Source organism: Hydrogenophaga sp. (assembly GCF_025699295.1).
GTDB lineage: Bacteria > Pseudomonadota > Gammaproteobacteria > Burkholderiales > Burkholderiaceae_C > Hydrogenophaga.
In genome coordinates this window covers 72,095-94,184 of the sequence record NZ_JAILWB010000017.1, presented here as the reverse complement: position 1 = coordinate 94,184, position 22,090 = coordinate 72,095, and the positions used below count along the sequence as shown (strand labels likewise).

20 protein-coding genes are annotated in these 22,090 nt (G+C 62.7%); 19 read left to right on the top strand and 1 reads right to left on the bottom strand.

Annotated elements, in window-relative coordinates:
• Nucleotide 1: 1 nt before the first annotated feature.
• From K5880_RS17845 to K5880_RS17815, 7 genes are read left to right on the top strand one after another with little or no spacing between them, the layout of a single operon-like run.
• Complete coding sequence (locus K5880_RS17845; RefSeq protein ID WP_297655408.1) at nucleotides 2–934, top strand: MoxR family ATPase; 933 nt, start codon at nucleotides 2–4, stop codon at nucleotides 932–934.
• On the top strand, nucleotides 931–2,121 hold the full coding sequence (locus K5880_RS17840) for a VWA domain-containing protein (protein WP_291216881.1): 1,191 nt from the start codon (nucleotides 931–933) through the stop codon (nucleotides 2,119–2,121). Before K5880_RS17845 ends, K5880_RS17840 begins: the two co-directional genes overlap by 4 nt.
• A gap of 24 nt (nucleotides 2,122–2,145) precedes the next feature.
• A complete protein-coding gene (locus K5880_RS17835; protein WP_297655404.1) occupies nucleotides 2,146–3,117 on the top strand; it encodes an XdhC family protein in 972 nt (323 codons plus the stop codon).
• Nucleotide 3,118: 1 nt separating this feature from the next.
• Nucleotides 3,119–3,799 (top strand): nucleotidyltransferase family protein, encoded by a 681-nt coding sequence (locus K5880_RS17830; RefSeq protein WP_291216886.1) that lies wholly within the window; start codon nucleotides 3,119–3,121, stop codon nucleotides 3,797–3,799.
• Between the two features lie 13 nt (nucleotides 3,800–3,812).
• Nucleotides 3,813–4,505 (top strand): TIGR02466 family protein, encoded by a 693-nt coding sequence (locus tag K5880_RS17825; RefSeq protein WP_291216889.1) that lies wholly within the window; start codon nucleotides 3,813–3,815, stop codon nucleotides 4,503–4,505.
• Entirely contained in the window at nucleotides 4,498–5,565 is a 1,068-nt protein-coding gene (locus K5880_RS17820) for a hypothetical protein (RefSeq protein WP_291216892.1), read from the top strand. Before K5880_RS17825 ends, K5880_RS17820 begins: the two co-directional genes overlap by 8 nt.
• On the top strand, nucleotides 5,562–6,563 hold the full coding sequence (locus tag K5880_RS17815; protein ID WP_291216895.1) for an XdhC family protein: 1,002 nt from the start codon (nucleotides 5,562–5,564) through the stop codon (nucleotides 6,561–6,563). The genes K5880_RS17820 and K5880_RS17815 overlap by 4 nt, the downstream gene beginning before the upstream one ends.
• 640 nt (nucleotides 6,564–7,203) lie before the next feature.
• Here the strand turns inward: K5880_RS17815 and K5880_RS17810 are convergent.
• Nucleotides 7,204–7,929 (bottom strand): FCD domain-containing protein, encoded by a 726-nt coding sequence (locus tag K5880_RS17810; protein ID WP_297655398.1) that lies wholly within the window; start codon nucleotides 7,927–7,929, stop codon nucleotides 7,204–7,206.
• A 300-nt stretch (nucleotides 7,930–8,229) separates the two neighbouring features.
• Here K5880_RS17810 and K5880_RS17805 point away from each other — a divergent pair, with 300 nt between their 5' ends.
• The 12 genes from K5880_RS17805 to K5880_RS17750 all read left to right on the top strand — a co-directional run bounded on the left by K5880_RS17805 (nucleotide 8,230) and on the right by K5880_RS17750 (nucleotide 22,079).
• The gene (locus K5880_RS17805; protein WP_297655395.1) at nucleotides 8,230–9,435 is read left to right on the top strand and encodes an ABC transporter substrate-binding protein; all 1,206 of its coding nucleotides are present in this window, start codon (nucleotides 8,230–8,232) and stop codon (nucleotides 9,433–9,435) included.
• Between the two features lie 147 nt (nucleotides 9,436–9,582).
• Nucleotides 9,583–10,728, top strand: a complete 1,146-nt coding sequence (locus tag K5880_RS17800; protein ID WP_297655392.1) for a phosphotransferase family protein — start codon at nucleotides 9,583–9,585, stop codon at nucleotides 10,726–10,728.
• A 34-nt stretch (nucleotides 10,729–10,762) separates the two neighbouring features.
• The gene (locus tag K5880_RS17795; protein WP_297655447.1) at nucleotides 10,763–11,938 is read left to right on the top strand and encodes an acyl-CoA dehydrogenase family protein; all 1,176 of its coding nucleotides are present in this window, start codon (nucleotides 10,763–10,765) and stop codon (nucleotides 11,936–11,938) included.
• The gene (locus K5880_RS17790) at nucleotides 11,935–12,696 is read left to right on the top strand and encodes a glucose 1-dehydrogenase (RefSeq protein ID WP_297655390.1); all 762 of its coding nucleotides are present in this window, start codon (nucleotides 11,935–11,937) and stop codon (nucleotides 12,694–12,696) included. The genes K5880_RS17795 and K5880_RS17790 overlap by 4 nt, the downstream gene beginning before the upstream one ends.
• 1 nt (nucleotide 12,697) lies before the next feature.
• Nucleotides 12,698–13,900 carry a CaiB/BaiF CoA-transferase family protein gene (locus K5880_RS17785; RefSeq protein ID WP_297655387.1) on the top strand — a complete coding sequence of 401 codons (1,203 nt, stop codon included), beginning with the start codon at nucleotides 12,698–12,700 and terminating at the stop codon, nucleotides 13,898–13,900.
• A gap of 72 nt (nucleotides 13,901–13,972) precedes the next feature.
• The gene (locus K5880_RS17780) at nucleotides 13,973–15,610 is read left to right on the top strand and encodes an AMP-binding protein (protein WP_297655384.1); all 1,638 of its coding nucleotides are present in this window, start codon (nucleotides 13,973–13,975) and stop codon (nucleotides 15,608–15,610) included.
• A gap of 3 nt (nucleotides 15,611–15,613) precedes the next feature.
• A complete protein-coding gene (locus K5880_RS17775) occupies nucleotides 15,614–16,900 on the top strand; it encodes an iron-containing alcohol dehydrogenase (RefSeq protein WP_297655381.1) in 1,287 nt (428 codons plus the stop codon).
• A gap of 111 nt (nucleotides 16,901–17,011) precedes the next feature.
• Nucleotides 17,012–17,887: a branched-chain amino acid ABC transporter permease gene (locus K5880_RS17770; RefSeq protein ID WP_297655379.1), complete on the top strand. Its 876-nt coding sequence runs from the start codon at nucleotides 17,012–17,014 to the stop codon at nucleotides 17,885–17,887.
• A gap of 10 nt (nucleotides 17,888–17,897) precedes the next feature.
• Nucleotides 17,898–18,929 carry a branched-chain amino acid ABC transporter permease gene (locus tag K5880_RS17765; protein WP_297655376.1) on the top strand — a complete coding sequence of 344 codons (1,032 nt, stop codon included), beginning with the start codon at nucleotides 17,898–17,900 and terminating at the stop codon, nucleotides 18,927–18,929.
• The gene (locus tag K5880_RS17760) at nucleotides 18,926–19,696 is read left to right on the top strand and encodes an ABC transporter ATP-binding protein (RefSeq protein ID WP_297655373.1); all 771 of its coding nucleotides are present in this window, start codon (nucleotides 18,926–18,928) and stop codon (nucleotides 19,694–19,696) included. Before K5880_RS17765 ends, K5880_RS17760 begins: the two co-directional genes overlap by 4 nt.
• 1 nt (nucleotide 19,697) lies before the next feature.
• Nucleotides 19,698–20,423 (top strand): ABC transporter ATP-binding protein, encoded by a 726-nt coding sequence (locus K5880_RS17755; RefSeq protein ID WP_297655370.1) that lies wholly within the window; start codon nucleotides 19,698–19,700, stop codon nucleotides 20,421–20,423.
• A gap of 777 nt (nucleotides 20,424–21,200) precedes the next feature.
• Nucleotides 21,201–22,079, top strand: coding sequence for a restriction endonuclease (locus K5880_RS17750; protein WP_297655369.1), 879 nt, complete (start codon nucleotides 21,201–21,203; stop codon nucleotides 22,077–22,079).
• The last annotated feature ends 11 nt before the right edge of the window (nucleotides 22,080–22,090 follow it).

The window sequence follows — 22,090 nt, the reverse complement described above, 5'->3', positions numbered from 1 at the left end:
CATGCAAACGCCGGCTGCACCGGGTGACCGCCAGCTGCGCGAGCAGCTGCAGCAGGTGGGTTACCTCGCTGACGCCGACCTCGCCACCACGGTGTGGTTAGCGGGCGAGTTGCAGCGGCCCTTGCTGCTGGAAGGCGACGCGGGCGTGGGCAAGACAGCGCTGGCCACGGCACTCGCCGAGGCCCAGGGCGCGGTGCTCGTGCGCCTGCAGTGTTTCGAGGGCCTGGATCTGGCGCAGGCGGCCTACGAGTGGAACTATGGTCGACAGCTGATGGCGATCCGCCTGCACGACGGCCAGCCCGGCACGGTGAAAGAGGCCGACGTGTTCAGCCGCGAGTTCCTGCTGGAGCGCCCGCTGCTCAAGGCCATCAGCCAGGACGGCCCCTGCGTGCTGCTGATCGACGAGATCGACCGCGCCGACGAGGCCTTCGAGGCCTTCCTGCTCGAAGTGCTGGCCGACTACCAGATCACCGTGCCCGAGATCGGTACGCTGCGCGCGCTTCACATCCCGCGCGTCATCCTCACCAGCAACGGCACGCGCGAACTCTCGGACGCGCTGCGTCGCCGCTGCCTGTACCACCACCTCGACTACCCCACGCTGGCGCGCGAGATCGCCATCGTGAAAACCGCCCTGCCCGAGGCCGACACCCGGCTGGTCGAAGAAGCGGTGCAGTTCGTGCAGCGGCTGCGCAATGAAGATTTGTCCAAGATCCCCGGTATCGCCGAGACGCTGGACTGGGTCAACGCGCTGCACCGCATGCACCACCACACGCTGCCCGAGGACATGGCGGTGCTGCTGACCACGCTGGGCTGCCTGCTCAAGACGCGGGAAGACCGCTTCGGCCTCGGCGCCGATCGCGCGCGCCAACTGATCGAGGGCCGGCGCACGGTGGGCGTGGCCGAAAAAGCCCCGGCCAACGCGGCCGCCTCATGAACACCACGCCCGCGCTTGCCCCCAGCGAAACCCTCGCCGGTTTCGCGGCACTGCTGCGCGACCACGGGCTGAGCGTGGGCGTGGCCGAGCAGCAGGCCATGCTGCAGGCGGCAATGGTGCTGGGTGGACCGAACGGCCCGCGCCTGAACGCGGCCTGGCGCGCCATCGCCTGCCACAGCGCACGCGAATGGCGGCTCTGGCCCGACCTCTTTGCCCGCTACTGGCACCCCGAGCGCCTGCGAGGCCAGGTGCGCGTGAGTGGGCAGACGCGACCACAGCGCGACCTGCGCCAGGCCGTGCAGCAGATGCACGAGCAGATGGACCACGCCGCGCAGCCACCGCCCACCGCCGCCAAAGCCGCACCCCAGACCGCCGCCGATGCGCCACACGCGGGCGCGGGCGACAGCGAGGCCGGCACGCCGCGTGCCATGGGCGGCGCCAGCCGCAGCGAGCCCCAGCTGGAAGCCCTGCACCAGCGCGACGGCCAGATGTGGCTGCCGCAAGAGCTGGGCGCCCTGCAGCGCCTGGCGCGCCAGATCACTGCGCAGCTGCGACCACTGCCGACACGCCGCTGGCGCAACGCCCACCCCGGCCAGCGGCTGGACCTGCGCCAGACCCTGCGCCGCAGCGTGGCCTGGGGCGGCGAGCCGCTGGCGCCGGCCTGGCAGGTCAAGCGCGTGGAGCCACCGCGCCTGTTCATATTGGCCGACGTGAGCCGCTCGATGGAGAGCCATGCCGCGCTGTTCCTGCGCATCGCACGCGCCTTCGCGCTGGAGGCCCAGGCCCGCGTGTTCGTGTTCCACACCCGGCTGGCCGAGGTCACGCCGCTGATGCAGCGCGACTCGGCCACGGTGCAAGAAAAGATCAACGCCGTGACCGCCGGTTTCGGCGCCGGCACCCGCATCGCCGCCAGCCTGCAGGACTTCGCCCGTGTGCACGCCCGCGCCCAGCTGCGGCGCGGCGCGCGCGTGTGGGTGATGTCCGACGGCTTCGACACCGACGCACCCGAACACCTGGCCGACGCGCTGCGCGCCCTGCGTGGCCACGGCGCGCGCATCACCTGGTTCCACCCCACGCGCCAGGCGCCCGCCGCGGCCGCGGTTCGGAACGCCCGCGAACACATCCACCGCTTCGTGCCGCTGGCCAGCCTCGCCGACCTGGTTGCGGCGCGGCCGGTGCTGCACTAGAAACACACCCACAGGAGACACGCCATGAACCGCAACCAATGGATCGCCGACGCCGCCCGGCTGCAGGCCGAAGACCGCGCGTTTGCACTCGTGACCGTGCTGCGCGCGCAGGCGCCCACCTCAGCCAAGGCGGGCGACAAGGCACTGGTCACCGCCGACGGCCAGATCCACGGCTGGATCGGCGGCGGCTGCGCGCAACCGGCGGTGGTCAAGACCGTGCGCCAGGCCCTGGCCAGCGGCCAGCCGCAGAGCATCCGCATTGCGCCCACCGACGAGACCGCCGAGCGCACGCTGGGTGACGTGCTGGAGTTCGGTATGGCCTGCCACTCGGGTGGCACGCTGGAGCTGTTCATCGACCCGGTGCTGCCGGCCCCTCAGCTGGTGGTGTTCGGCGACTCGCCGGTGGCGCGCGCGCTGACCGGGCTGGCGCCGCGCATCGGCCTGCAGACGGTGCTGGTGGTCGAGGGCGCGCAGGCTGGCGACTTCCCCGACGCGGCGCGTGTGATCGGCAGCGACAGCGCCGACGCGGTCGTGCAGGCCCTGCCGGACGGCGGCTTGGTGGTGGTGGCCACCCAGGGACGGCGCGACCTGCAGGCCCTCAGGGCCGCGCTGGCGCTGAAGCCGCCGACGCTGTGGTTCGTGGCCAGCGAACGCAAGGCCAACGTGCTGCGCCAGAGCCTGATCAGCGCGGGCGAAGACCCGGCGCAGGTGGCCGCCATCGTGGCCCCCGCGGGCGAGCCCATCGGCGCGCAGACGCCGGAAGAGATCGCGCTGGCGGTGCTGGCGACCGTGGTCGCGGCGCGGCGCGGTCGGCCTGCGCGTGCCGCCGCCACCCCAGAGGCAGCGAAGCCGGCGCCGAAGTTCAAGCTCGATCTGCCACCCATGGAAATGGGCAGCTGCTGCGGCGGCGGTGCGGCCAAGCCTGCGGAAGCAGAATCGGTCAGCGAAGCGGCCCCGCCGGTGGTGGCCACGAAGTCTTGTTGTGGAGGTAGCTGACGTGGGATGCATCCTGAAGGGCGGCGGCGGTCTGTACAGCCGCGTGGTGGTGGGCGCGGTGCTGCTCGCGGCCGGTTCGGCCTCGCGCATGGGTAACAAACCCAAGTGCCTGCTGGAGCTGGGCGGCGTTCCGCTGATCCGGCGCCAGCTGATCGCGCTCTCGGGCGCGGGCGTGGACGAGCTGGTGGTGGTGCTGGGGCACCACGCCGAGCGCATCGAACCCGAGGTGCGCGACTTCCCGGTCACGCTGGTGCGCAACCTGGACCCGGACGCGGGCCAGGTATCGTCGCTGCGGCTGGGCCTGCAGGCGCTGACCGGCAAGATCGACAGTGTGCTGGTCGCGCTGGCCGACCAGCCGCTGATCAACTCGCAAGACATCAACGACCTGATCGGTGCGTACAAGAAGCGGCCCGAAGGCACCGAAGTGGTCCAGCCCACGGTGGACGGCCTGCCGGGCAACCCGGTGATGTTGAGCCAGAGCGTGCGAGAGCAGATCCTTGCGGGCCTAGCCAGCGTCGGCTGCAGGCAGTGGCAGTCGGCGAACCCGCAGGCCGTGCACCGCTGGGCCAGCAGCAACCAGCGCTACCGCACCGACGTGGACATCCCGGAGGACATCGAGGCCCTGGCCGCCCGCACCGGTCACCGGCTCCTGTGGCCCAAAGACCTGCTGACCGAAGCCTGAGCCACCTGAGTCCATGACCCCGGATCCGCTGCTCCCGCTCTGGTCCACGCCGCTGGGCGTGCATCGCTTCGCGCAGGCACACGACATCAACCCGCTGCTGGTGCGCGTGTTCCGCGCCCTGCGCGCGAGCGACGAGCGCGCCGATCCGGCGGCGGCCTTCTACGCCAGCCGCGACGACCTGCTGCAGCGCATCCGGCTCCCCGAATGGGAAGCGTTGGTGAAATTCACCGTGGATGGCCTGCGCCAGACCGTCGCGCTCGCCAATCAGGGCGCCTGGCCCGAGGCCGCGCCAGGCCTGCAGATCGCCTTGCGCGGCCTCTGGTTCCAGATCGCCAACCGGGGTAGCCACCACGACGTGCACACGCACGGCAACTGTTCGTGGTCGGGCGTGTACTGTGTGCAGATTGACGAAGTGACACAGCGCCAAGCCCATCCGCTGCTGGGCGCCACCAACGGCGTGACGCGCTTCTACGGCCCACACTTCAACCACCTGGGCGGCGCCCACATGGACTTCGGCAACGCCTACCTGCAGTCAGCCCACATCGACATCGAGCCGGTGCCCGGCCAGCTGGTGGTGTTCCCGTCGTGGCTGCCCCACCAGGCCATGCCGTACGACGGCGAAGCCGACCGTATCATCGTCTCGTTCAATGCCAGCGTGCACGCGGTGGCGGGCTCCGACCAGCTGCACGGCTACAGCCATGTCTAGGATTCACTTGCCCCCCGAGGCCCTCGCGCTGGCCCGCTGGACCGCGCTGCTCATGGGCTGGGTGTGGCTGGGCGCACAGGGTCAGCGACTGGGCTGGTCGGTGGCCAGCGGCGTGCTGCCTGTGGCGCTGTGGTGGGCGCTGCGGCTGCTGTTCGCCCAGGCCGGCCTGCCCGCGCGGCTCGCGCCAACGGTTGCCCCCCTGCTGGGCGCCACCACGGCGCTGGGTGCGCTGCTCGTGGGCCAATGGCAACCCGCCGCCACCGGCCACGTGGCTCTGCTGGTGCTCGCCACCGTGTGGGCCGCGTGGTCGGCCTCGCTGGACGTGCCGGTGGCGCGCGGCGCGTGCCGCCGCAGCTGGTCGGGCGGGCCGCCGCTGCTGGCCGCGGCGCTCACCGCGCTGTGCACCACCGGCGCACTGCCAGCGATGCACAGCCTGTGGGCCGCGTCGGTGGTGCTGCTGCTCGCGGCGGCGCTGGGCCGCCCGCCCACGGTGCCCAACGCGCCAGACGCCGCTCCCTCCGCTGCCAGCGCCCTGCCGGCCACGGCGATGGGCCTGATGATGGGCACGCTGTGGCTGAACAATGCCTGGTGCAGCGCCGCAGGCTGGTCGCCGGCCACCGCGGTCATGGTGCATCTGGGCGCCATGGCGGCGCTGCCAGTTCTCACCCGCCTCGACCTGGTGCCGCGCCACCTGAGCGCACCGTGGGCCGAGCGCCTGCCGCTCGCGCTGCTGGCATTGGGTGCGGGCGTGTTGCTCGCCGGCACGGGTGCCACCCATGGGCTGGTGGGCATGGGCCTGCTGGCGCTGGCCTGGTCGGTGCACGCGGGGCGGCATCGGTCCGAAGCGTTCCCTCCCTCGCCTCTCGCTGTCGCTGGTTGGTCCTTGTGTGGACCGGCGCTGCTGCTCGCCGTGGGCTGGCTCAGCCCCACGACCGGCCCATGGGCCCAGCAACTGGCTTACAGCCTCATCGGCGGCGCTGCCCTTCTCGCGCTGCTCGCGACCGGTTGGCGCCCGACGCCACCCCACCCCCTTCCCCTTGCACGGAGCGATTCCCCATGAACAGCATCGACATCGACGTGATCCGCACCGCCCTCGACTGGCAAGGCCGTGGCCACCGCGTGGTGCTCGGCACCGTGGTGCGCACCTGGGGCTCGGCGCCGCGCCCGCCGGGTTCGCTGATGGTGATCCGCGACGACGGCCAGGTGGCTGGATCGGTCTCGGGCGGCTGCATCGAAGACGACCTGATCGGCCGCGTGGCGCGCGGCGATCTGGCACTGCGCCGGCCCGAAACCACCACCTACGGCGAGACGGCCGAGGAGGCGCGCCGCTTCGGCCTGCCCTGCGGTGGCACGGTGCAGATCGTGCTGGAGCCGCTCTCGCCGCAATCGCAATTGCGCGAACTGCTGAGCAGCATCCAGAACCACAAGCGTGTGCAGCGCAGGCTCGACATGGCCACCGGCCTGGTGCGCCACGAGCCCGCCCTAGAGGGTGACCGCGTCGGCTTCGACGGCGCCACGCTCACCACCGTGCACGGTCCGCGCCTACGCCTGCTCATCATCGGCGGCGGCCAGCTGTCGCGTTACCTGGCAAGCATGGCCGTCATGCTCGACTACCAGGTCACCGTCTGCGAGCCGCGCACGGAATACCACGAAGGCTGGGAGTCCGTGGTTGGCGTGACGCTGTCCACCACGATGCCCGACGACCTGGTGCTGGCCATGCACCTGGACCACAACAGCGCCGTGGTCGCAGTCACCCACGACCCCAAGCTCGATGACCTTGCGCTCATGGAGGCGCTGCGCACCCCCGCGTTTTACGTTGGCGCACTTGGCTCGCTGCAAAACAACGCCAAGCGCCGCGAACGCCTACTGGAGTTCGACGTTAGCCCAGAAGAAGCCGATCGCCTGCACGGTCCTGTGGGGCTGAACCTCGGGGCCCTCACGCCTCCCGAAATCGCCATGAGCATCGTGGCCGAGATGACTGCATTGCGGCGTGGCATGGACTTGAGCGGCCCGCTGAGCAACTGGGTGGGGTCCCAGACGATTTGCAAATCCTGTTAGGTGGAGCTGGCATATGGTGGCCCCTGTTGTTTGAACAGCATTCCCCGTTCTTTGGACTTCCCTGATCAGATAGACAACCTGTCCCTATCCTTTGAGCGTAGGAAGCAGAGATCACGCTCTACGGATTGGTAGCCTGCCCGAAAAAGAACCTGGAGCGCAGACAGTGAGGCGGCGCCGACCGGGTCGCGCAAACCTGTGGCCGCAGTCCCTCCTATAGAAGCCGTTCGAGTCAGTGTACGTCGCCACGCCGAAAAGCCGCTTCGAGGCAGAAGGCGTGAACTCACCTAGGCGCACCCACCAGCAGCACTCGCTGCAATGACGCAAGTGGAAAATCGAAGGTCGCTTCAAGGCTGCTTGCTGCCGCTGACCTTGCTCGCTTGAATGTCGGCCCCCACGGTCAGCGGTCATTCAAGGATGGAAGGGTCGAACAACCGCTGCACCTCCGTCACCTGCCACTCAACATAGGCCAGCTTGGTCAGCGCTTCGAGAACGACTCGTCGCGACTGAAGTGAGCGGCTGTGCCCGACCCTGAAGAGCCATTCGATCTGGCCATGGCTATGAAACCGTACAACTACTGTGGATGGAGGGAGAAACAGGGCGCGCGCCGGGAGTCGCAGCTCGGGGAAAAACTCAGAGCCTATCAACCCACAGGAGACTTGACGTCGACGCTGGCGAGCTCCAGCCCGCGCTTGAAGTCAGTGATGTGTTTTTGCATCCACATTTCAGCTGCGGCACCGTCTCCCCTGATGAGCGAATCCAGGATGGCTTTATGTGCGCCGACAAGCCGCTGGCCAGCCACCGGAACCTTGGCCATGACGCGCTGGAAAGACGGGTAAAAGAGCCGACTGATGGGTTCACGTGCGAGGTTGAGGGCCCTGTTGGCGCACATTTGGGCGATCAAACCGTGGAATTCGATATCGAGCCTAACCAGCGACTCGCCTCGCGACAGCGCCTCCTGGGTGGCTTCGATGTTCAAAGTCAGTCTTTCAATCAGCGCCGCTTGCGGTTGCTGAGCGGCAAGCCTTGCCATCTGCGGCTCGAGAAGGTGCATAGCCTCCCAAAGTTCGTCAAAGGTCACTTCATGCAGCAACAAGGCACGTTCGAGCTGGGATCCGATTTCTTGGTGCGAAGGCTTGCTGATCAGAAGCTTCCTGGCGTGTTCCCTCCGTATCAGGTTGGCCTCTTCCAAAACCCGGATGGCTTCTCTTACGGTCGAGCGATTGACGCCGAACATCTCGCACAACTCCGACTCGGTTGGCACTTGTTCGCCCTCTTCCAATCGTCCGTCGAGTATTTGCTCGGTCATGGCTTCAGCCAGCGCCCTGTAGGCCGGTACTTTCTTGAGCTTTTCGAAGTTTGCTTTCATCTTTCAACGCCTGTGCTTTTAGCCGCGCAGGCAAGAATCTGGACTGCAAATTCCTCTGTTCAACGGCGCGCGTCTGGTGACGCGAATGTCCGACCATCCTACATCCAAGTTCGGATCAGCATCTAGGGATGTCTAGATTTTCACGACTACGCTTTTAAAGTCAAGCTGTCAAGTATGGTTTACACCGTTGAACGGAAACTGCATCAACGCAATGATTGTCTGACAGTCAGACAAACGAGGCGTGGGGCCTTGAAAAGTGTGACCTCAACGGAGACATCCCAAATGCAGAACAATCTTAAATTGGCCCACCTGCTCGGCGCAGGCACGATCATGCTTTCGATGGGGGTTGGCGCGCAGCCACTTCTGTTAAGCGACAACGAAGTACGAATCGGTGTCCTGACAGATATGTCGGGCATCTTTTCCGACCTGTCGGGACCGGGTTCGGTGTTGGCGGCCGAGCTGGCCATCGAGGATTTCAAGAAGTCCACCAAGACCACTTTTCCGATCAAGCTGGTCTTCGCCGATCACCAGAACAAGGCCGACGTCGCGTCAACAAGAGCGCGCCAATGGTTTGACGCGGACGGCGTCGACATGATTGCTGACGTCCCGTCATCGGCCGCTGCTCTGGCCGTCCTCAATATCGCCAAGGAAAAAGGCCGGTTCGCGATCTTTTCCGGTGCTGCAAGCACCCGGATCACCAACGAAGAATGTACACCATCCGGGCTTCACTGGGCTTATGACTCCTACGCGCTGGCCGCGAGCACCGCCCGTGCAGTCATGAAACAGGGGGGGGACACTTGGTTCTTCTTGACCGCTGACTATGCGGGTGGCCATGCTCTGGAGAAGGATGCCGCGGACGTGGTGAAGGCATCCGGGGGGCAGGTGTTTGGCAGCATCAAGCACCCATTTTCCGCGCCAGATTTTTCTTCGTTCTTGCTGACTGCCCAGGGATCGAAGGCCAAAGTCATCGCATTGGCCAATGCCGGCAATGACACCACCAATTCGATCAAGCAAGCCGTGGAATTTGGCATCACCAAACAACAGATTTTGGCAGCCACGCTGATGTTCATCACCGATGTGCATGGTTTGGGGCTGAGCAAGGCGCAGAACATGTACTTGACGGAGGCGTTCTATTGGGATTTTGACGAGAAAACCAGGGCTTGGTCCAAGCGGTTCTTCGAAAAGCAAAAACGGATGCCAACCATGGTCCAAGCCTCCGTCTATTCATCGGTTCTTCACTACCTCAAAGGCATCGCCGCAGCAAGCACCGACGAGATGATGCCTGTCCTCAAAAAAATGCGGAGTATGCCGGTCGAAGATATGTTCTCTCGCAACGGCAAGCTGCGTGAGGACGGCCGCATGGTGCACGACATGTATCTGCTGCAAGTCAAAAGGCCGTCAGAGTCCAAATACCCATGGGACTACTACCACGTTCGCCAGATAACGCCAGGCGACCAAGCCTTCATTCCACTGGAAAAGTCCACCTGCGCATTGCTCAAGAAATAGAAAAAAATCCATCGCAGGGGGGGGTTCCATCGGAAACCCAATCCTGGCCCCTGCCCGAATAACGGCTCTTGCCAGGACCAATGTGACACCCGGCGAACTTGGCGATCGCCGCACATTGCGCTATTGCGAATACTTTGCAAACGGAACATGAACAGTACGTCCATCACAGCACAATCCGGCTACCTCGGACAGGCAAGGGTGCTCGCTCAGGCGCCATCAACAGATGCCCTGGGTGCGGGGCCCAACCTGCGGACCGCGGGCGATACCGTGCCTTTGCCATGGGATAACGTCAGCCAATACTTGTCAGGCCAGGGCATGCGCCTCAACCTGGAGCACGCGCCAAGGCAGTTTGCCGGTGGGCTGGCCAACCTGAATTACCTGGTGGAAATCGATGGCACCGACTATGTCCTGCGTCGCCCGCCCCTGGGTGAAGTGCTGCCAGGTGCCAATGATATGGCTCGCGAGCACAGGGTGCTTCAAGCGCTCGCTCCACACTATCCTTACGCGCCTCGCTCCGTGCTGTACTGCGACGACGACGCCGTGATGGGCGCACATTTCCAGATCATGGAATACCGGTCCGGGCGCGTCATCAGCGGCGCGCACTTGCCGCCCGACATCGTGGCCCCGGCCATCGGCCAAAAGCTGGCTGGGTCGATGGTGGATCTACTTGTGCAGCTGCATGCGCTTGATCCAGCCAAAACAGGCCTGGGCGATCTTGGCAAACCTGAGGGATTCTTGGCCCGCGCGGTGAGCGGCTGGACGCGGCGCGCAGAACTTGCATCCAAAGACGAGCAACACCAGTCGGTCCGCTTCATTTCTGCATGGCTTGAGAAAAACAGACCATCCGAGCTGCCGCCCACCCTTCTGCATGCCGACTTCAAGCTGGACAACCTGATCCTGCATCCGCAGACCCTTGAGCCGTTGGCGCTGCTCGACTGGGACATGTCGACCCGCGGCGATCCCCTGTTCGACTTGGCCACGATGCTGAGCTACTGGACAGAGGCCGGCGACCCACCAGCCATGCAAGAACTGGCTCAAATGCCGACCGCAGGCTACGGGTTTCCGAGCCGCAACGATGTGGTGCAGGCCTACGCCTGCGCCACGGGCCGTGATGTCTCGAACTTGGCGTTCTACCGCGTGTTGTGCCTCTTCAAACTGAGCGTGGTGTTCATGCAGCTCCACGCCCGTTACCGCAGCGGGGCGACCACCGACCCGCGCTACAGCCGCTTCGGTGAACTCTCACACGGGTTGCTGGAATTCACCCACGACCTGGCGCAAGGGCGCCATGTCTGACTCATTTCAATGAACATACAGGAACGACTCCATGATCGACTTCACATTGCCTCCAGAGCTGCTGGACCTAGAAAAACGAACTGCGACCTTTGTCCGCGAACGGGTGGTTCCCTACGAATCCGATCCACGTCAGGACAGCCACGGCCCCACCGATGCGCTGCGCCTGGAGTTGGTGGGCCTCGCCCGCCAGGCTGGCCTGCTCTCGCCACATGTGGCCACAAAATGGGGTGGGTTGGGCTTGTCGCACCTGGGCCGGGCGGTGGTCTTCGCGCAAGCTGGACACTCCATGTTGGGGCCCCTCGCGCTGAACTGCGCGGCGCCAGACGAGGGCAACATGCACTTGCTGGAGGAAGTGGCTTCAGAAGAGCAAAAGCAACGCTGGCTCAAACCGCTGGCCAGTGGTGAGGTGCGCTCGTGCTTCTGCATGACCGAGCCACATCCGGGGGCCGGTTCCGACCCCAGCCTTCTGGCGACTACGGCGGAGCGCGATGGCGACGACTACGTCATCAACGGTCGCAAGTGGCTGATCACCGGAGCGAGTGGCGCGGCCTTCGCCATTGTGATGGCCAAGGCCGCGGGTTCCGGCGGTGGGCCGACCATGTTTTTGACCGACATGAGCGCGCCCGGCATCCACATCGTCAGGAGCATCGACAGCATCGACTCCAGCTTCACCGGTGGACATGCTGAAATCGAATTCCGCGACTTGCGCATTCCGGCCAGTCACATCCTGGGCGAACTGGGGCAGGGCCTGCGGTATGCGCAAGTTCGCCTGGCGCCGGCTCGGCTGACGCATTGCATGCGCTGGCTGGGTGTGGCTCGCCGCGCCAACGAAGTCGCCATCGACTACGCGAAACGCCGCCAGGCTTTTGGCAAGCCACTTTCAGAACACGAAGGCATCGGTTTCATGCTCGCCGACAACGAAATCGACTTGCATGTGTGCCAACTCACAATCTGGCACACCGCCTGGACGCTGGACCAAGGCAAGCATGGAAGGCACGAGTCCAGCGTGGCCAAAGTGATTGTCTCAGAGGCTCTGTACCGGGTTGCGGACCGCTGTGTGCAGATTCTTGGTGGCCTGGGTGTGACCGGGGACACCATCGTCGAACGGGCATTCCGCGAACTTCGAGCATTCCGCATTTACGACGGCCCTTCAGAGGTGCACCGATGGGCGATCAGCCGCCGCGTGACGCGTGAGGAGAAAGCGCAGTGAGCAGTTTTGACTTGACCGGAAAAATCGCCATGGTCACCGGCGGTGGTCGCGGTATCGGACGGGCGATTTCCGAAGCCCTAGCGGCCAGCGGCGCCACGGTGGTGGTCTGCGGCCGCACCACGGCGTCCATGCAGGAGACAGTGGATGTCATTGGGCAACGTGGCGGGCGCGCCGCTCACATGCTAGCCGACGTATCGAACGAGGCCGACGTCATTCGCCTGCGCGAACAGGTGACTGCGCAATATGGCGGCCTGGATATTCTGGTTAACAACGCCGGGATAGACCCTCACTACGCCTCCATGGAGAAAACAGAGCGTTCGGACTGGGACCAGATCATCGGGGTCAATCTCACCGGCGTATTCAACTGCTGCCGCCACCTGGGTGCTCTGATGATCGCGCGCAAGGGCGGCTCCATCATCAACATCAGCTCCATCGCGGGACACATCGGACTGAAGCGGCAGGTGCCCTACGGCGCCTCGAAAGGTGGGGTCGAGCAGCTGACGAAATCGCTCGCGCACGACTGGGCCGAACATGGCATCCGGGTCAACGCCATCGCCTATGGTTTCGTGGAAACCGACCTCACGGCCAACATGGTCGCTCACCCCCACATCGGGCCACGGCTGCTGGCACGGATTCCCATGGGCCGCTTTGGCCGCGCCGATGAAGTCCATGGCGCGGCGGTGTTCCTTGCCTCCTCGGCCTCGTCGTATGTCACGGGCCACAGCCTCATGGTTGACGGCGGTTGGACTGCTGCTTGATATGCACAATCCCTCAAAACCCGACAAGCAACGCGCTCTGGCCGGCATCCAGGTGCTCGACCTCACGCGCCTGCTGCCCGGTGCCTTTTGCACCCAGATGCTGGCCGATTACGGCGCCGACGTGCTGAAGATTGAGCACCCCATCGGGGGCGACTACAACCGAGCCTTCGAACCGCTTTGCAAGGAGGAGTCCGGCTCGTTCCTGCTGCTCAACCGGAACAAGAGAAGCCTGACCCTGGACCTCAAGAGCGAAGAAGGCAAAGTGGTCCTCCGACGCCTGGCTTCCACTGCCGATGTAGTCGTTGAGGGCTTCCGCCCAGGCGTGATGGAACGCCTGGGATTGGGCTACGAATCGCTGCGGGAGACTAATCCCGGCTTGGTCTATTGCGCCATCACCGGTTATGGGCAAGACGGGCCCTATGCGAAGGTGGCGGGCCACGACCTCAACTACCTGGCGCTCGCGGGCGGCCTGCATCTGTTCGGTACACCCGCGACCGGCCCCATCGTGCCCGGCCTGTCGATTGCCGATGTGGGCGGCGGCTCGCTGATGGCCGCGTTTGGAATCCTGGCGGCGCTGCAGGCTCGCCAGGCCGACGGCCAAGGACAGTTCGTCGACATTTCCATGACCGACGGACTCGTTCCATGGCTGGCCTATCACGCGGCGGATTATTTGTTCGCCGGTGTGGAGCCCAAAGGCGGTGAACGGGCTTTCCTGGGCGCGGCGCCTTGCTACAACGTTTTCCTTTGCAGCGATGGTCGCCACATGACGCTGGGTGCCATCGAGGCGCATTTCTGGGCCGCATTTTGTGATCTGGTAGGGCACCCGGAACTGAAGGCCGACCAGTGGCCCGAAGGGGAGGCATGTGAGCACCAGTTCGCCGTGTTGCGGGCGCTGTTCCTCACCGCAACGGCGCAGGAGTGGTTTGAACGCCTGAAGGCGGCAGATATCCCGGCCACGCCAGCGAACACCATACAAGAAGCCTTTGCCGACCCTCAGTTGCAGCACAGGCAAATGCTGTTCCATATCGACCACCCGCGTGAAGGCCGCATTCCGCAATTGGGCTTTCCCATCAAGTTCTCCAGGACACCCGGAAACGTGAGGCTCGCACCGCCCATGCTGGGCCAACACAATGAGGAGGCACTGCTGGGAGCAGGCTTTACTGACCAGGAAATTGCATCGCTCAGAGACCAAAACGTCATCTGAGCTTGGCCATCAGAATGCCAGCCCCCAAGACACAGAAACATAGACGCGTGCGTTACAGCAAGGAGACAGACGATGAATATCAACCACGACAAATACCTGAACGAATACAAGGCATTCAGTTGGGATTTGCCCAGGACATTCAACTTTGGCCGCGATGTTGTTGACGACTGGGCTGCAAGAACGCCCGATCGGGAAGCCTTGATCTGGTGTGAAGAGTCCGGAAAGGAAGAGCGCTACACCTTCAGCGACATCAGCAGGCAGTCGAACCAGGCTGCCAATTTCCTGCGCACGTGTGGGGTTAAAAAGGGCGACCGGGTGATCGTGATGTTGCCCCGCATCCCGCAATGGCAACTGATCATGGTGGCCTGCACCAAGCTGGGGGCTGTACCCATTCCGTGCATCGACATGTTGACCGAAAAGGACGTCACATACCGAGCCCGGCATGCCGGAGCGACCGCTGCGGTCACCACATCCGCGAACATGGGCAAGTTCACTGGATCAGGCATTTCAACCCGGTTGGCTGTAGGGATCGACGCCGCCATAGAACCCGGCTGGCTGGATTTCAACAGCGAAGTAAGCCGAGCCAGCACGACGTTCACCTGCGACGACACCGGCCTCGATGATCCGGCGGTGATTTACTACACGTCTGGTTCCACCGGTCTGCCAAAAGGCGTCGCCCATGCCGCCCGTGCACTGTTTTCCTGGCGGGTATCGGCCCAATTCTGGCAGGAACTGACCGAGCAGGACCTCATGTGGTGCACGGCCGATACGGGATGGAGCAAAGCGGGCACCAGCATTCTGTGGGGACCCTGGTCGTGTGGCAGCACCGTGCTTTTCTACAACGGCCGCTTCGATCCTGCAGACCGCCTGCTCAAGATCGAAAAATACGGCGTGACCGTGTTTTGCGGCGCAGCCACTGAGTTTCGCCAGCTCATCAACGAACCGGGTATTACCGAACCCGGGTGGCGGTTGCGGCTTGCGGTTTCGGCAGGGGAGTCGGTCAATCCGGAAGTGACGCGTCGCTGGACCGAGCAGACGGGAATTCCGCTGGTCGAAGCCTATGGCCAGACCGAGACCCTGATGACCGTGGCGAACCAGGCGGGATCGATTCAGAAGCCGGGCTCGATGGGGCGCGCGCTGCCTGGCAGCGAGATGGTGGCCATCGATGAACAGGGCGACATCATGCCCCGTGGCGCCGCGGGCCAACTGGCGCTTTGTCTGCCGAATCCCCAGGTGATGCTGGGCTACTGGAACGATCCAGAACTGACGCAAAAAACCCGGCTGACTTGCGGATCGAAAGAATACTTCCTGACCGGAGACATGGTCGTCATCGATGAAGAAGGCTATATCTTCTATCAAGGTCGCACCGACGACATCATCAGTTCGGCAGGTTACCGAATCGGCCCGATGGAAGTGGAGAACGCCCTGATGGAACACCCTGCGGTGATGGAGTGCGCGGTCGTCGGCAGCCCCGATCCGGAAAGGGGTGAGGTCGTCAAGGCCTTCGTGAAACTGTGCAGCGGCGTTGAGGGCGATGGTGCGCTGGTACTGGCGCTGCAGGACCATGTCAAAAAGACCACGGCGCCCTACAAATATCCCCGCCTCATCGAGTTCATCGAGGGGATTCCGAAAACCTCCACTGGGAAGTTGCTGCGGCGTGAACTCCGGGCGAAGGAGTACCAGCAGCACAGCGACCGCAAACCCATCTGAACCTTGGAGATTCCGACGCATGTTGTGCAAAAGCCGTCTTCATTCGTGGTCGATGTATGGCATCCCGAACAGCCTTGCTTCAACTCGGCGCTCCTCAGGTTCAACAGAAAAGGCAAACCAATGATTCCTTCTGGCCGCTACGACTTCCTCGCCCAGGAAAGCATCTTGTTTGGCATGCCGTGTGTTCAGGCGGTAATGCAGACCGTCGGGGAAATGGGCGCCAAACGGGTGTATCTGGTTTCGAGTCAATCGCTCAGCCGCAAGACCGACGTGGTGAGCAGCATTACCACAGCACTAGGTGATTGTTTTTGCGGATTGTTCGACGAGTGTGTCGCCCACGTGCCGCGGGACAGCGTTATTCGGGCACTGGCAGCGGTCCGTTCTGCACGACCGGACCTGATCGTGACGGTTGGCGGAGGCACACCGATCGACACCGTCAAGATGTTGTTGATCGGCCTTGCAGAAGACCTGGAGTCGCCGGAGCAATTCGATGCATTCGCCATCCGGCTGCTTGAAGACGGCAGCAAGCACGTGCCGCCCATCAAGAACCCGCCCATCCGCCAGATCGCCGTTCCGACGACGCTGTCCGGTGCAGAGTTCAGCAACCTCGCCGGCTGTACCGACACAAACAGGCAAACAAAGGATCTGTTCACTGCAAGGGAAATTGGCGCGCAACGGGTGATTCTCGATCCGGCTATCACTGTGCACACCCCTGATTGGTTGTGGCTTTCAACAGGCATGCGCGCCATCGACCACGCCGCAGAGACCATTTGTTCGCGTAACCCACAGCCCTTCACGGACTCAACATGTCTTCATGGTTTGTCAATGCTGGCGGACTCCCTGCGTCAGACGAAATCCGATCCAAGCCAGATCGAAGCGAGACTGAACAGCCAACTGGCGGTTTGGCTCTGCTGTACCGGGCTGAACCGCATCGAATGGGGCGCGAGTCACGGAATCGGGCACCAGCTCGGCGCTGTCGCAGGAGTCCCCCACGGACATACATCCTGCGTCATGCTGCACAACGTTCTCCGATACAACCAGATGGCCAACGAGGAACGGCAGGCCTTGATCAGCCAGGCCTTGCGGCGGCCCGATTCTTCGGCCTGCGACCTCATCGAAGAACTGGCCAAGGATCTCGGCATGCCGACGCAACTGCGTGACGTTGGCGTGAGCCGAGAGCATTTCGCAACCATCGCGACCGCAGCCATGCAAAGCATGATGGTGAAAACCAATCCGCGACCTATTTTCCATCGAAATCAAATTCTCCAGATCCTGGAGCAAGCGTGGTAGGTCGTTTCGCCGTAAACAACGGCGGCCCCTGAGAGCGCCATGCACCCTCAGCACGCGGAAGCTTCAAAAACATGCAAACAACACCATGAACATCTCCCGAGGTCTCAACTGATGCAGTTCAATCTATCGGTTCTATTGAGCCAGCTCTTTCTTGGGCTCGTCAATGGTTCGTTCTATGCAATCCTCAGTCTCGGACTGGCAGTTATTTTCGGTCTGCTGAACATCATCAATTTTGCGCACGGCGCACTGTTCATGCTGGGAGCGGTGCTGACCTGGATGGCCATGGACTACCTGGGTATCAATTACTGGATCATGCTGATTGCGGCGCCGGTGGTGGTCGGAGTTTTCGGCATTCTGGTCGAGCGCCTCTTTTTGCGGCGCCTCTACAAGCTCGATCATTTGTACGGCCTGCTGCTCACCCTCGGCCTGACACTGCTTATCGAAGGTGCGTTCCGGTCGGTATATGGCGTGTCGGGCTTGAACTACGACACACCCGAACTGCTGCAAGGCAGCACAGACCTTGGCTTTATGTTCCTCCCCGACTACCGTGCATGGGTAGTGGTGGTGTCCTTGCTGGTTTGCACCGTCACCTGGTACGTCATTGAAAAAACCAGGCTGGGCGCCTACCTGCGCGCAGGAACCGAAAACCCCCGGATGGTGGAAGCATTCGGCATCAACGTGCCCTTAATGATTACGCTGACCTACGCGTTTGGCGCCGGTCTGGCCGCCTTCGCGGGCGTGCTTTCCGCGCCGATCTACCAGGTCTCGCCGCTCATGGGCCAGAACCTGATCATCGTGGTGTTCGCCGTGGTTGTGATCGGAGGCATGGGTTCCATCATGGGTTCCATCCTCACCGGCCTGGGGCTCGGTCTTGTCGAGGGTCTCACCAAAGTCTTCTATCCCCAAGCTTCGTCCACCGTCGTGTTTGTCATCATGGTGATTGTGCTTTTGATCCGCCCGGCCGGCCTGTTTGGCAAAGAGAAGTGAAGAATCAAATATGAATGCAAACAAACTTCGCTTGATCGGCTACAGCTTCGTGTTTCTGGGGTTGCTCGTGGCGCCGGCAATTGGCGCGTATCCAATTTTCGTTATGAAGATACTGTGCTTTTCACTCTTTGCTGCAGCCTTTAATCTGTTGCTCGGGTACACCGGTCTGTTGTCCTTTGGACATGCCGCGTTTCTCGGCGGTGCGGCCTACGCCGCGGGGCATTCCATCAAGGCGTGGGGTCTGTCGCCGGAACTGGGCCTGCTTCTCGGCACACTCAGTGGTGCGGTGCTGGGTTTGCTGATCGGGTTTTTTTCCATCCGGCGCCAAGGCATTTACTCCACCATGATCACGTTGGCCTTGGCGCAGATGTTCTACTTTGTTTGTCTTCAAGCGCCCTTCACCGGCGGTGAAGATGGGCTCCAGGGTATTCCGCGCGGAATGCTGTTCGGCCTTGTCGATCTGCAAAACGATCTCGTCATGTATTACGTAGCGCTCGCAGTCGTGACCGCTGCATTCCTGCTCATCGTGCGCACCATCCACTCTCCCTACGGGCAGGTGCTCAAGGCAATCAAGGAAAACGAGCCCCGCGCGATTTCGTTGGGCTACGACACAAATCGCTTCAAGTTGTTGGCTTTCGTGCTCTCAGCGGGGCTCGCGGGCCTGGCGGGTTCACTCAAGACGTTGGTTCTGGGTTTCGCCACGCTCAGTGACGTGCACTGGACCTCCTCGGGCCACGTGATTCTGATGACACTGGTGGGCGGCATGGGCACCCTGTCCGGCCCCATTGTCGGTGCTGCCGTGGTGGTCTTGCTGGAAAACAAGATAGGCGAACTCGGGCAATTCTTCGCAGCACTTTCCGGCGTGGAGTGGTTCAACTCGCTGGGTGAGTCGGTCAGCATGGTGACCGGACTCATCTTCGTGATCTGCGTTCTGACTTTTCGCAGCGGAATCATGGGCGAGCTCACAGTGCTCATCGAGCGCGCCCGCGCCTGGTTATTTTCGAACGGCGACAAGCCTGTCTCGGGGGAGCAGAAAGAATGAGCGACTTCATACTGGAAACTCGATGCCTGAGCAAAGAGTTTAGAGGTTTCACAGCCGTCAGCGACATCAGCTTGCAGGTTCAGCGCGGCACCATCCACGCGCTCATTGGTCCGAACGGCGCGGGTAAGACCACATGCTTCAATTTGCTGACCAAATTTCTGGAGCCAACCTCGGGTCAGATTTTCTTCAATGGACATGACATCACTCACGAACAACCGGCACAGATTGCCCGGCGCGGCGTGATCCGCTCCTTCCAGATTTCAGCCGTGTTCCCGCGCATGACGCTTATCGAGAACGTCCGCATTGGACTTCAGCGAAAACTGGGAACGGATTTTCATTTTTGGCGCAGCGCGCGCAGCCTGCACAAGCTCGACGACCGCGCCATGCAATTGCTGACGGAGGTGGGACTGGAAGACCTCGCGGACGAGATGACCGTGAACCTGCCGTATGGCCGGAAACGGGCACTAGAGATTGCCACCACCTTGGCGATGGAGCCTGAGCTGATGCTGCTCGACGAGCCCACGCAAGGCATGGGCCACGAAGATGTCGACCGGGTGACGGAACTCATCAGGAAGGTCGCCACCGGACGCACCGTCCTCATGGTCGAACACAACATGAAAGTGGTCTCGACCATTGCCAACCGCATTACGGTGTTGCAGCGCGGCGAGGTGCTAGCGGAAGGGCCGTACGACGATGTGTCGAAGAATTCGCAAGTGATGGAGGCCTACATGGGCACGACCGACGGGCAACTACAAGGGCAGCACTGATATGAACCTCCCGTCTACCAATACACACGCACTGGAAATCAGCGGTCTTGAGGCGTGGTATGGCGAATCCCACGTGTTGCATGGCGTGGACATGGCCGTCAGGCCAGGCGAGGTCGTCACCTTGCTCGGCCGCAACGGCGCAGGGCGCACCACGTCCATGCGCGCCATCATGGGACTGACCGACGCCCGGAGAGGTTCGATCAAGGTCAACGGTGCTGAGACCATCGGCATGCCCACACATCGGATCGCCCACCTTGGCATCGGCTATTGCCCCGAAGAGCGTGGCATTTTCTCCAGTCTGTCGTGCGAGGAGAATCTGCTGCTGCCGCCGGTGTTGAAGACGGGCACACCAGGTATGTCGCTCGAGGAAATTTACGAAATGTTCCCCAATTTGGCCGAACGCCGACACAGCCCTGGAACTCGGCTCTCTGGCGGTGAGCAGCAGATGCTGGCCGTGGCGCGCATACTTCGCACGGGAGCTCGCCTATTGCTTTTGGACGAGATTTCTGAAGGCCTGGCTCCGGTGATTATCGAAGTGCTGGCCCACATGATCGTCTCGCTGCGTGAGAAGCACTACACCATCGTCATGGTCGAACAGAACTTCCGCTTTGCAGCGCCATTGGCAGACCGGTTTTATGTGATGGAGCACGGCCGCATTGTCGAACGTTTCAGTGCTAGCGAACTTGATGAAAAGATGGACTCGTTGAATGAGCTGTTGGGGGTTTGATATCGATTTCCGCAGCTACTCCAAGAAAAATGCACTTAGGATGCTCAACGCAGCATGCTTCATTTTTATTTCCCGATATATGCACTATGGCACCACATTCCCGAGTCTGGTGGCATCAGTTCGCAGATTCTGAGTGGCTGGTGCGCGGCGAACCTCAGGCCGCGCCCACGAGGATCGCAGTCATCCCCGTTGTCCTCTACCGAGAGCAGCCACTAAGATCACCTTGCTTCACCGTTGCCAGCGAACTGGGTACTGCAGTCATCCAGACTGAAATTTAACCTGCCCGAGATTTGTCGAAAGCATCAGCTCAGGTCATGTGGAAGTGGTCGGTGGCGCGGCACAATTCAGCTCGCGGTATCCCTATGACCGCAGTACCTCGTAGAGCCGCCATTCGGGCCAATGCTGATCACCGCACCCAACAGCCGCTTCGGGTCAGTCAGCGTGAGTTGGACTGGCAGGACTCACCGTCTGCACTCGCTGCACACCGGACTATGGCTTCGACTGCAACACGCAGCATTCAGTCTCTCCCTTTGAAGGCAGACACCGAACTACGTTGTCAAACCGTTTGACAAATTGCGGCTGATCCACAAGGCATTCCCTGATCTGTCCGCCCATGCACGGCCCTTCCAGTCGGGTACCGCGCCCCATCGCAGGGGTCGGACGGTCCGACCCCATCCGATCAAGCAGAAGAGAGGTGGATAGGATTGATGGCAGGATAGGCTGCGCGCCAGCAATTGGCTGCCAAGCAGCACGGGTGATCAAGGGAGGAACTCAAGAATGGCGAGACGCAAGAAAACCAGCACGGCCGACGACCTGCTGGAACTGGTGGCAATGCTGCCCTGGTGGGCCGGCGTGCTGCTGGCGCTGGTGAGCTACTTCGTGCTTCATAGCATCGCATCCCTGCCGGTGGTAGCGCCAACGCAGCCCGGTCAAATGGGCGCGGTGGTCACGCAGTCCATCTGGAGATCACTGGCCACTGTTGGCCAGTACCTCCTCCCTTTCATCTGCTTGCTGGGTGCGGGCACGTCAGCCTGGCGGCGGCGTGAGCGAAAGAACCTGGTTGCTGATGTGGCCAGGAGCAAAGCGACCGACGCGCTCGATGGCATGAGCTGGCGCGAGTTCGAAATGCTCGTGGGGGAAGGTTTTCGGTTGCAGGGCTACCAGGTGGTGGAAACCGGGGGCGGCGGTGCCGACGGTGGCATTGACCTCGTGCTCACCAAGCCGGGCAAGAATGGCGGCGAAAAGTTTCTCGTGCAGTGCAAGCAGTGGCGCGCCTACATGGTGGGCGTGGACGTGGTGCGCGAGCTGTACGGTGTGATGGCCGCCAAGGGCGCCACCGGCGGGTTCGTGGTGACCTCGGGTCGGTTCACCGATGAGGCGATCAGCTTTGCCAGCGGCCGCAACGTGACGCTGGTCGATGGGCCGAAGCTGCACAGGCTGCTGCGGCAAGCTCAGGCGGGTGCCGATCGGTCGCCTGCCCAGAAGCCTGCTGCGCCGGTGGCTCACGCCCCTGCTCTATCAACCCAGGCGCTGGCTTGTCCTCTGTGCGCGAAACCCATGGTTCGGCGCACCGCCAAACGCGGCACCAACGCCGGCAACGAGTTCTGGGGCTGCACCGGCTACCCGGCCTGCCGCGGAACGCGCCCGATCAACTGATTCCAAGGACA

What these genes read in the sequence shown, in the direction of transcription:
- K5880_RS17755 (WP_297655370.1), top strand. Translation starts at nt 19,698, where the DNA reads ATGAACCTCCCGTCTACCAATACACACGCACTGGAAATCAGCGGTCTT.
- K5880_RS17800 (WP_297655392.1), top strand. Translation starts at nt 9,583, where the DNA reads ATGAACAGTACGTCCATCACAGCACAATCCGGCTACCTCGGACAGGCA.
- K5880_RS17770 (WP_297655379.1), top strand. Translation starts at nt 17,012, where the DNA reads ATGCAGTTCAATCTATCGGTTCTATTGAGCCAGCTCTTTCTTGGGCTC.
- K5880_RS17820 (WP_291216892.1), top strand. Translation starts at nt 4,498, where the DNA reads ATGTCTAGGATTCACTTGCCCCCCGAGGCCCTCGCGCTGGCCCGCTGG.
- K5880_RS17840 (WP_291216881.1), top strand. Translation starts at nt 931, where the DNA reads ATGAACACCACGCCCGCGCTTGCCCCCAGCGAAACCCTCGCCGGTTTC.
- K5880_RS17750 (WP_297655369.1), top strand. Translation starts at nt 21,201, where the DNA reads ATGGCGAGACGCAAGAAAACCAGCACGGCCGACGACCTGCTGGAACTG.
- K5880_RS17780 (WP_297655384.1), top strand. Translation starts at nt 13,973, where the DNA reads ATGAATATCAACCACGACAAATACCTGAACGAATACAAGGCATTCAGT.
- K5880_RS17760 (WP_297655373.1), top strand. Translation starts at nt 18,926, where the DNA reads ATGAGCGACTTCATACTGGAAACTCGATGCCTGAGCAAAGAGTTTAGA.
- K5880_RS17785 (WP_297655387.1), top strand. Translation starts at nt 12,698, where the DNA reads ATGCACAATCCCTCAAAACCCGACAAGCAACGCGCTCTGGCCGGCATC.
- K5880_RS17825 (WP_291216889.1), top strand. Translation starts at nt 3,813, where the DNA reads ATGACCCCGGATCCGCTGCTCCCGCTCTGGTCCACGCCGCTGGGCGTG.
- K5880_RS17845 (WP_297655408.1), top strand. Translation starts at nt 2, where the DNA reads ATGCAAACGCCGGCTGCACCGGGTGACCGCCAGCTGCGCGAGCAGCTG.
- K5880_RS17835 (WP_297655404.1), top strand. Translation starts at nt 2,146, where the DNA reads ATGAACCGCAACCAATGGATCGCCGACGCCGCCCGGCTGCAGGCCGAA.
- K5880_RS17815 (WP_291216895.1), top strand. Translation starts at nt 5,562, where the DNA reads ATGAACAGCATCGACATCGACGTGATCCGCACCGCCCTCGACTGGCAA.
- K5880_RS17765 (WP_297655376.1), top strand. Translation starts at nt 17,898, where the DNA reads ATGAATGCAAACAAACTTCGCTTGATCGGCTACAGCTTCGTGTTTCTG.
- K5880_RS17810 (WP_297655398.1), bottom strand. Translation starts at nt 7,929, where the DNA reads ATGAAAGCAAACTTCGAAAAGCTCAAGAAAGTACCGGCCTACAGGGCG.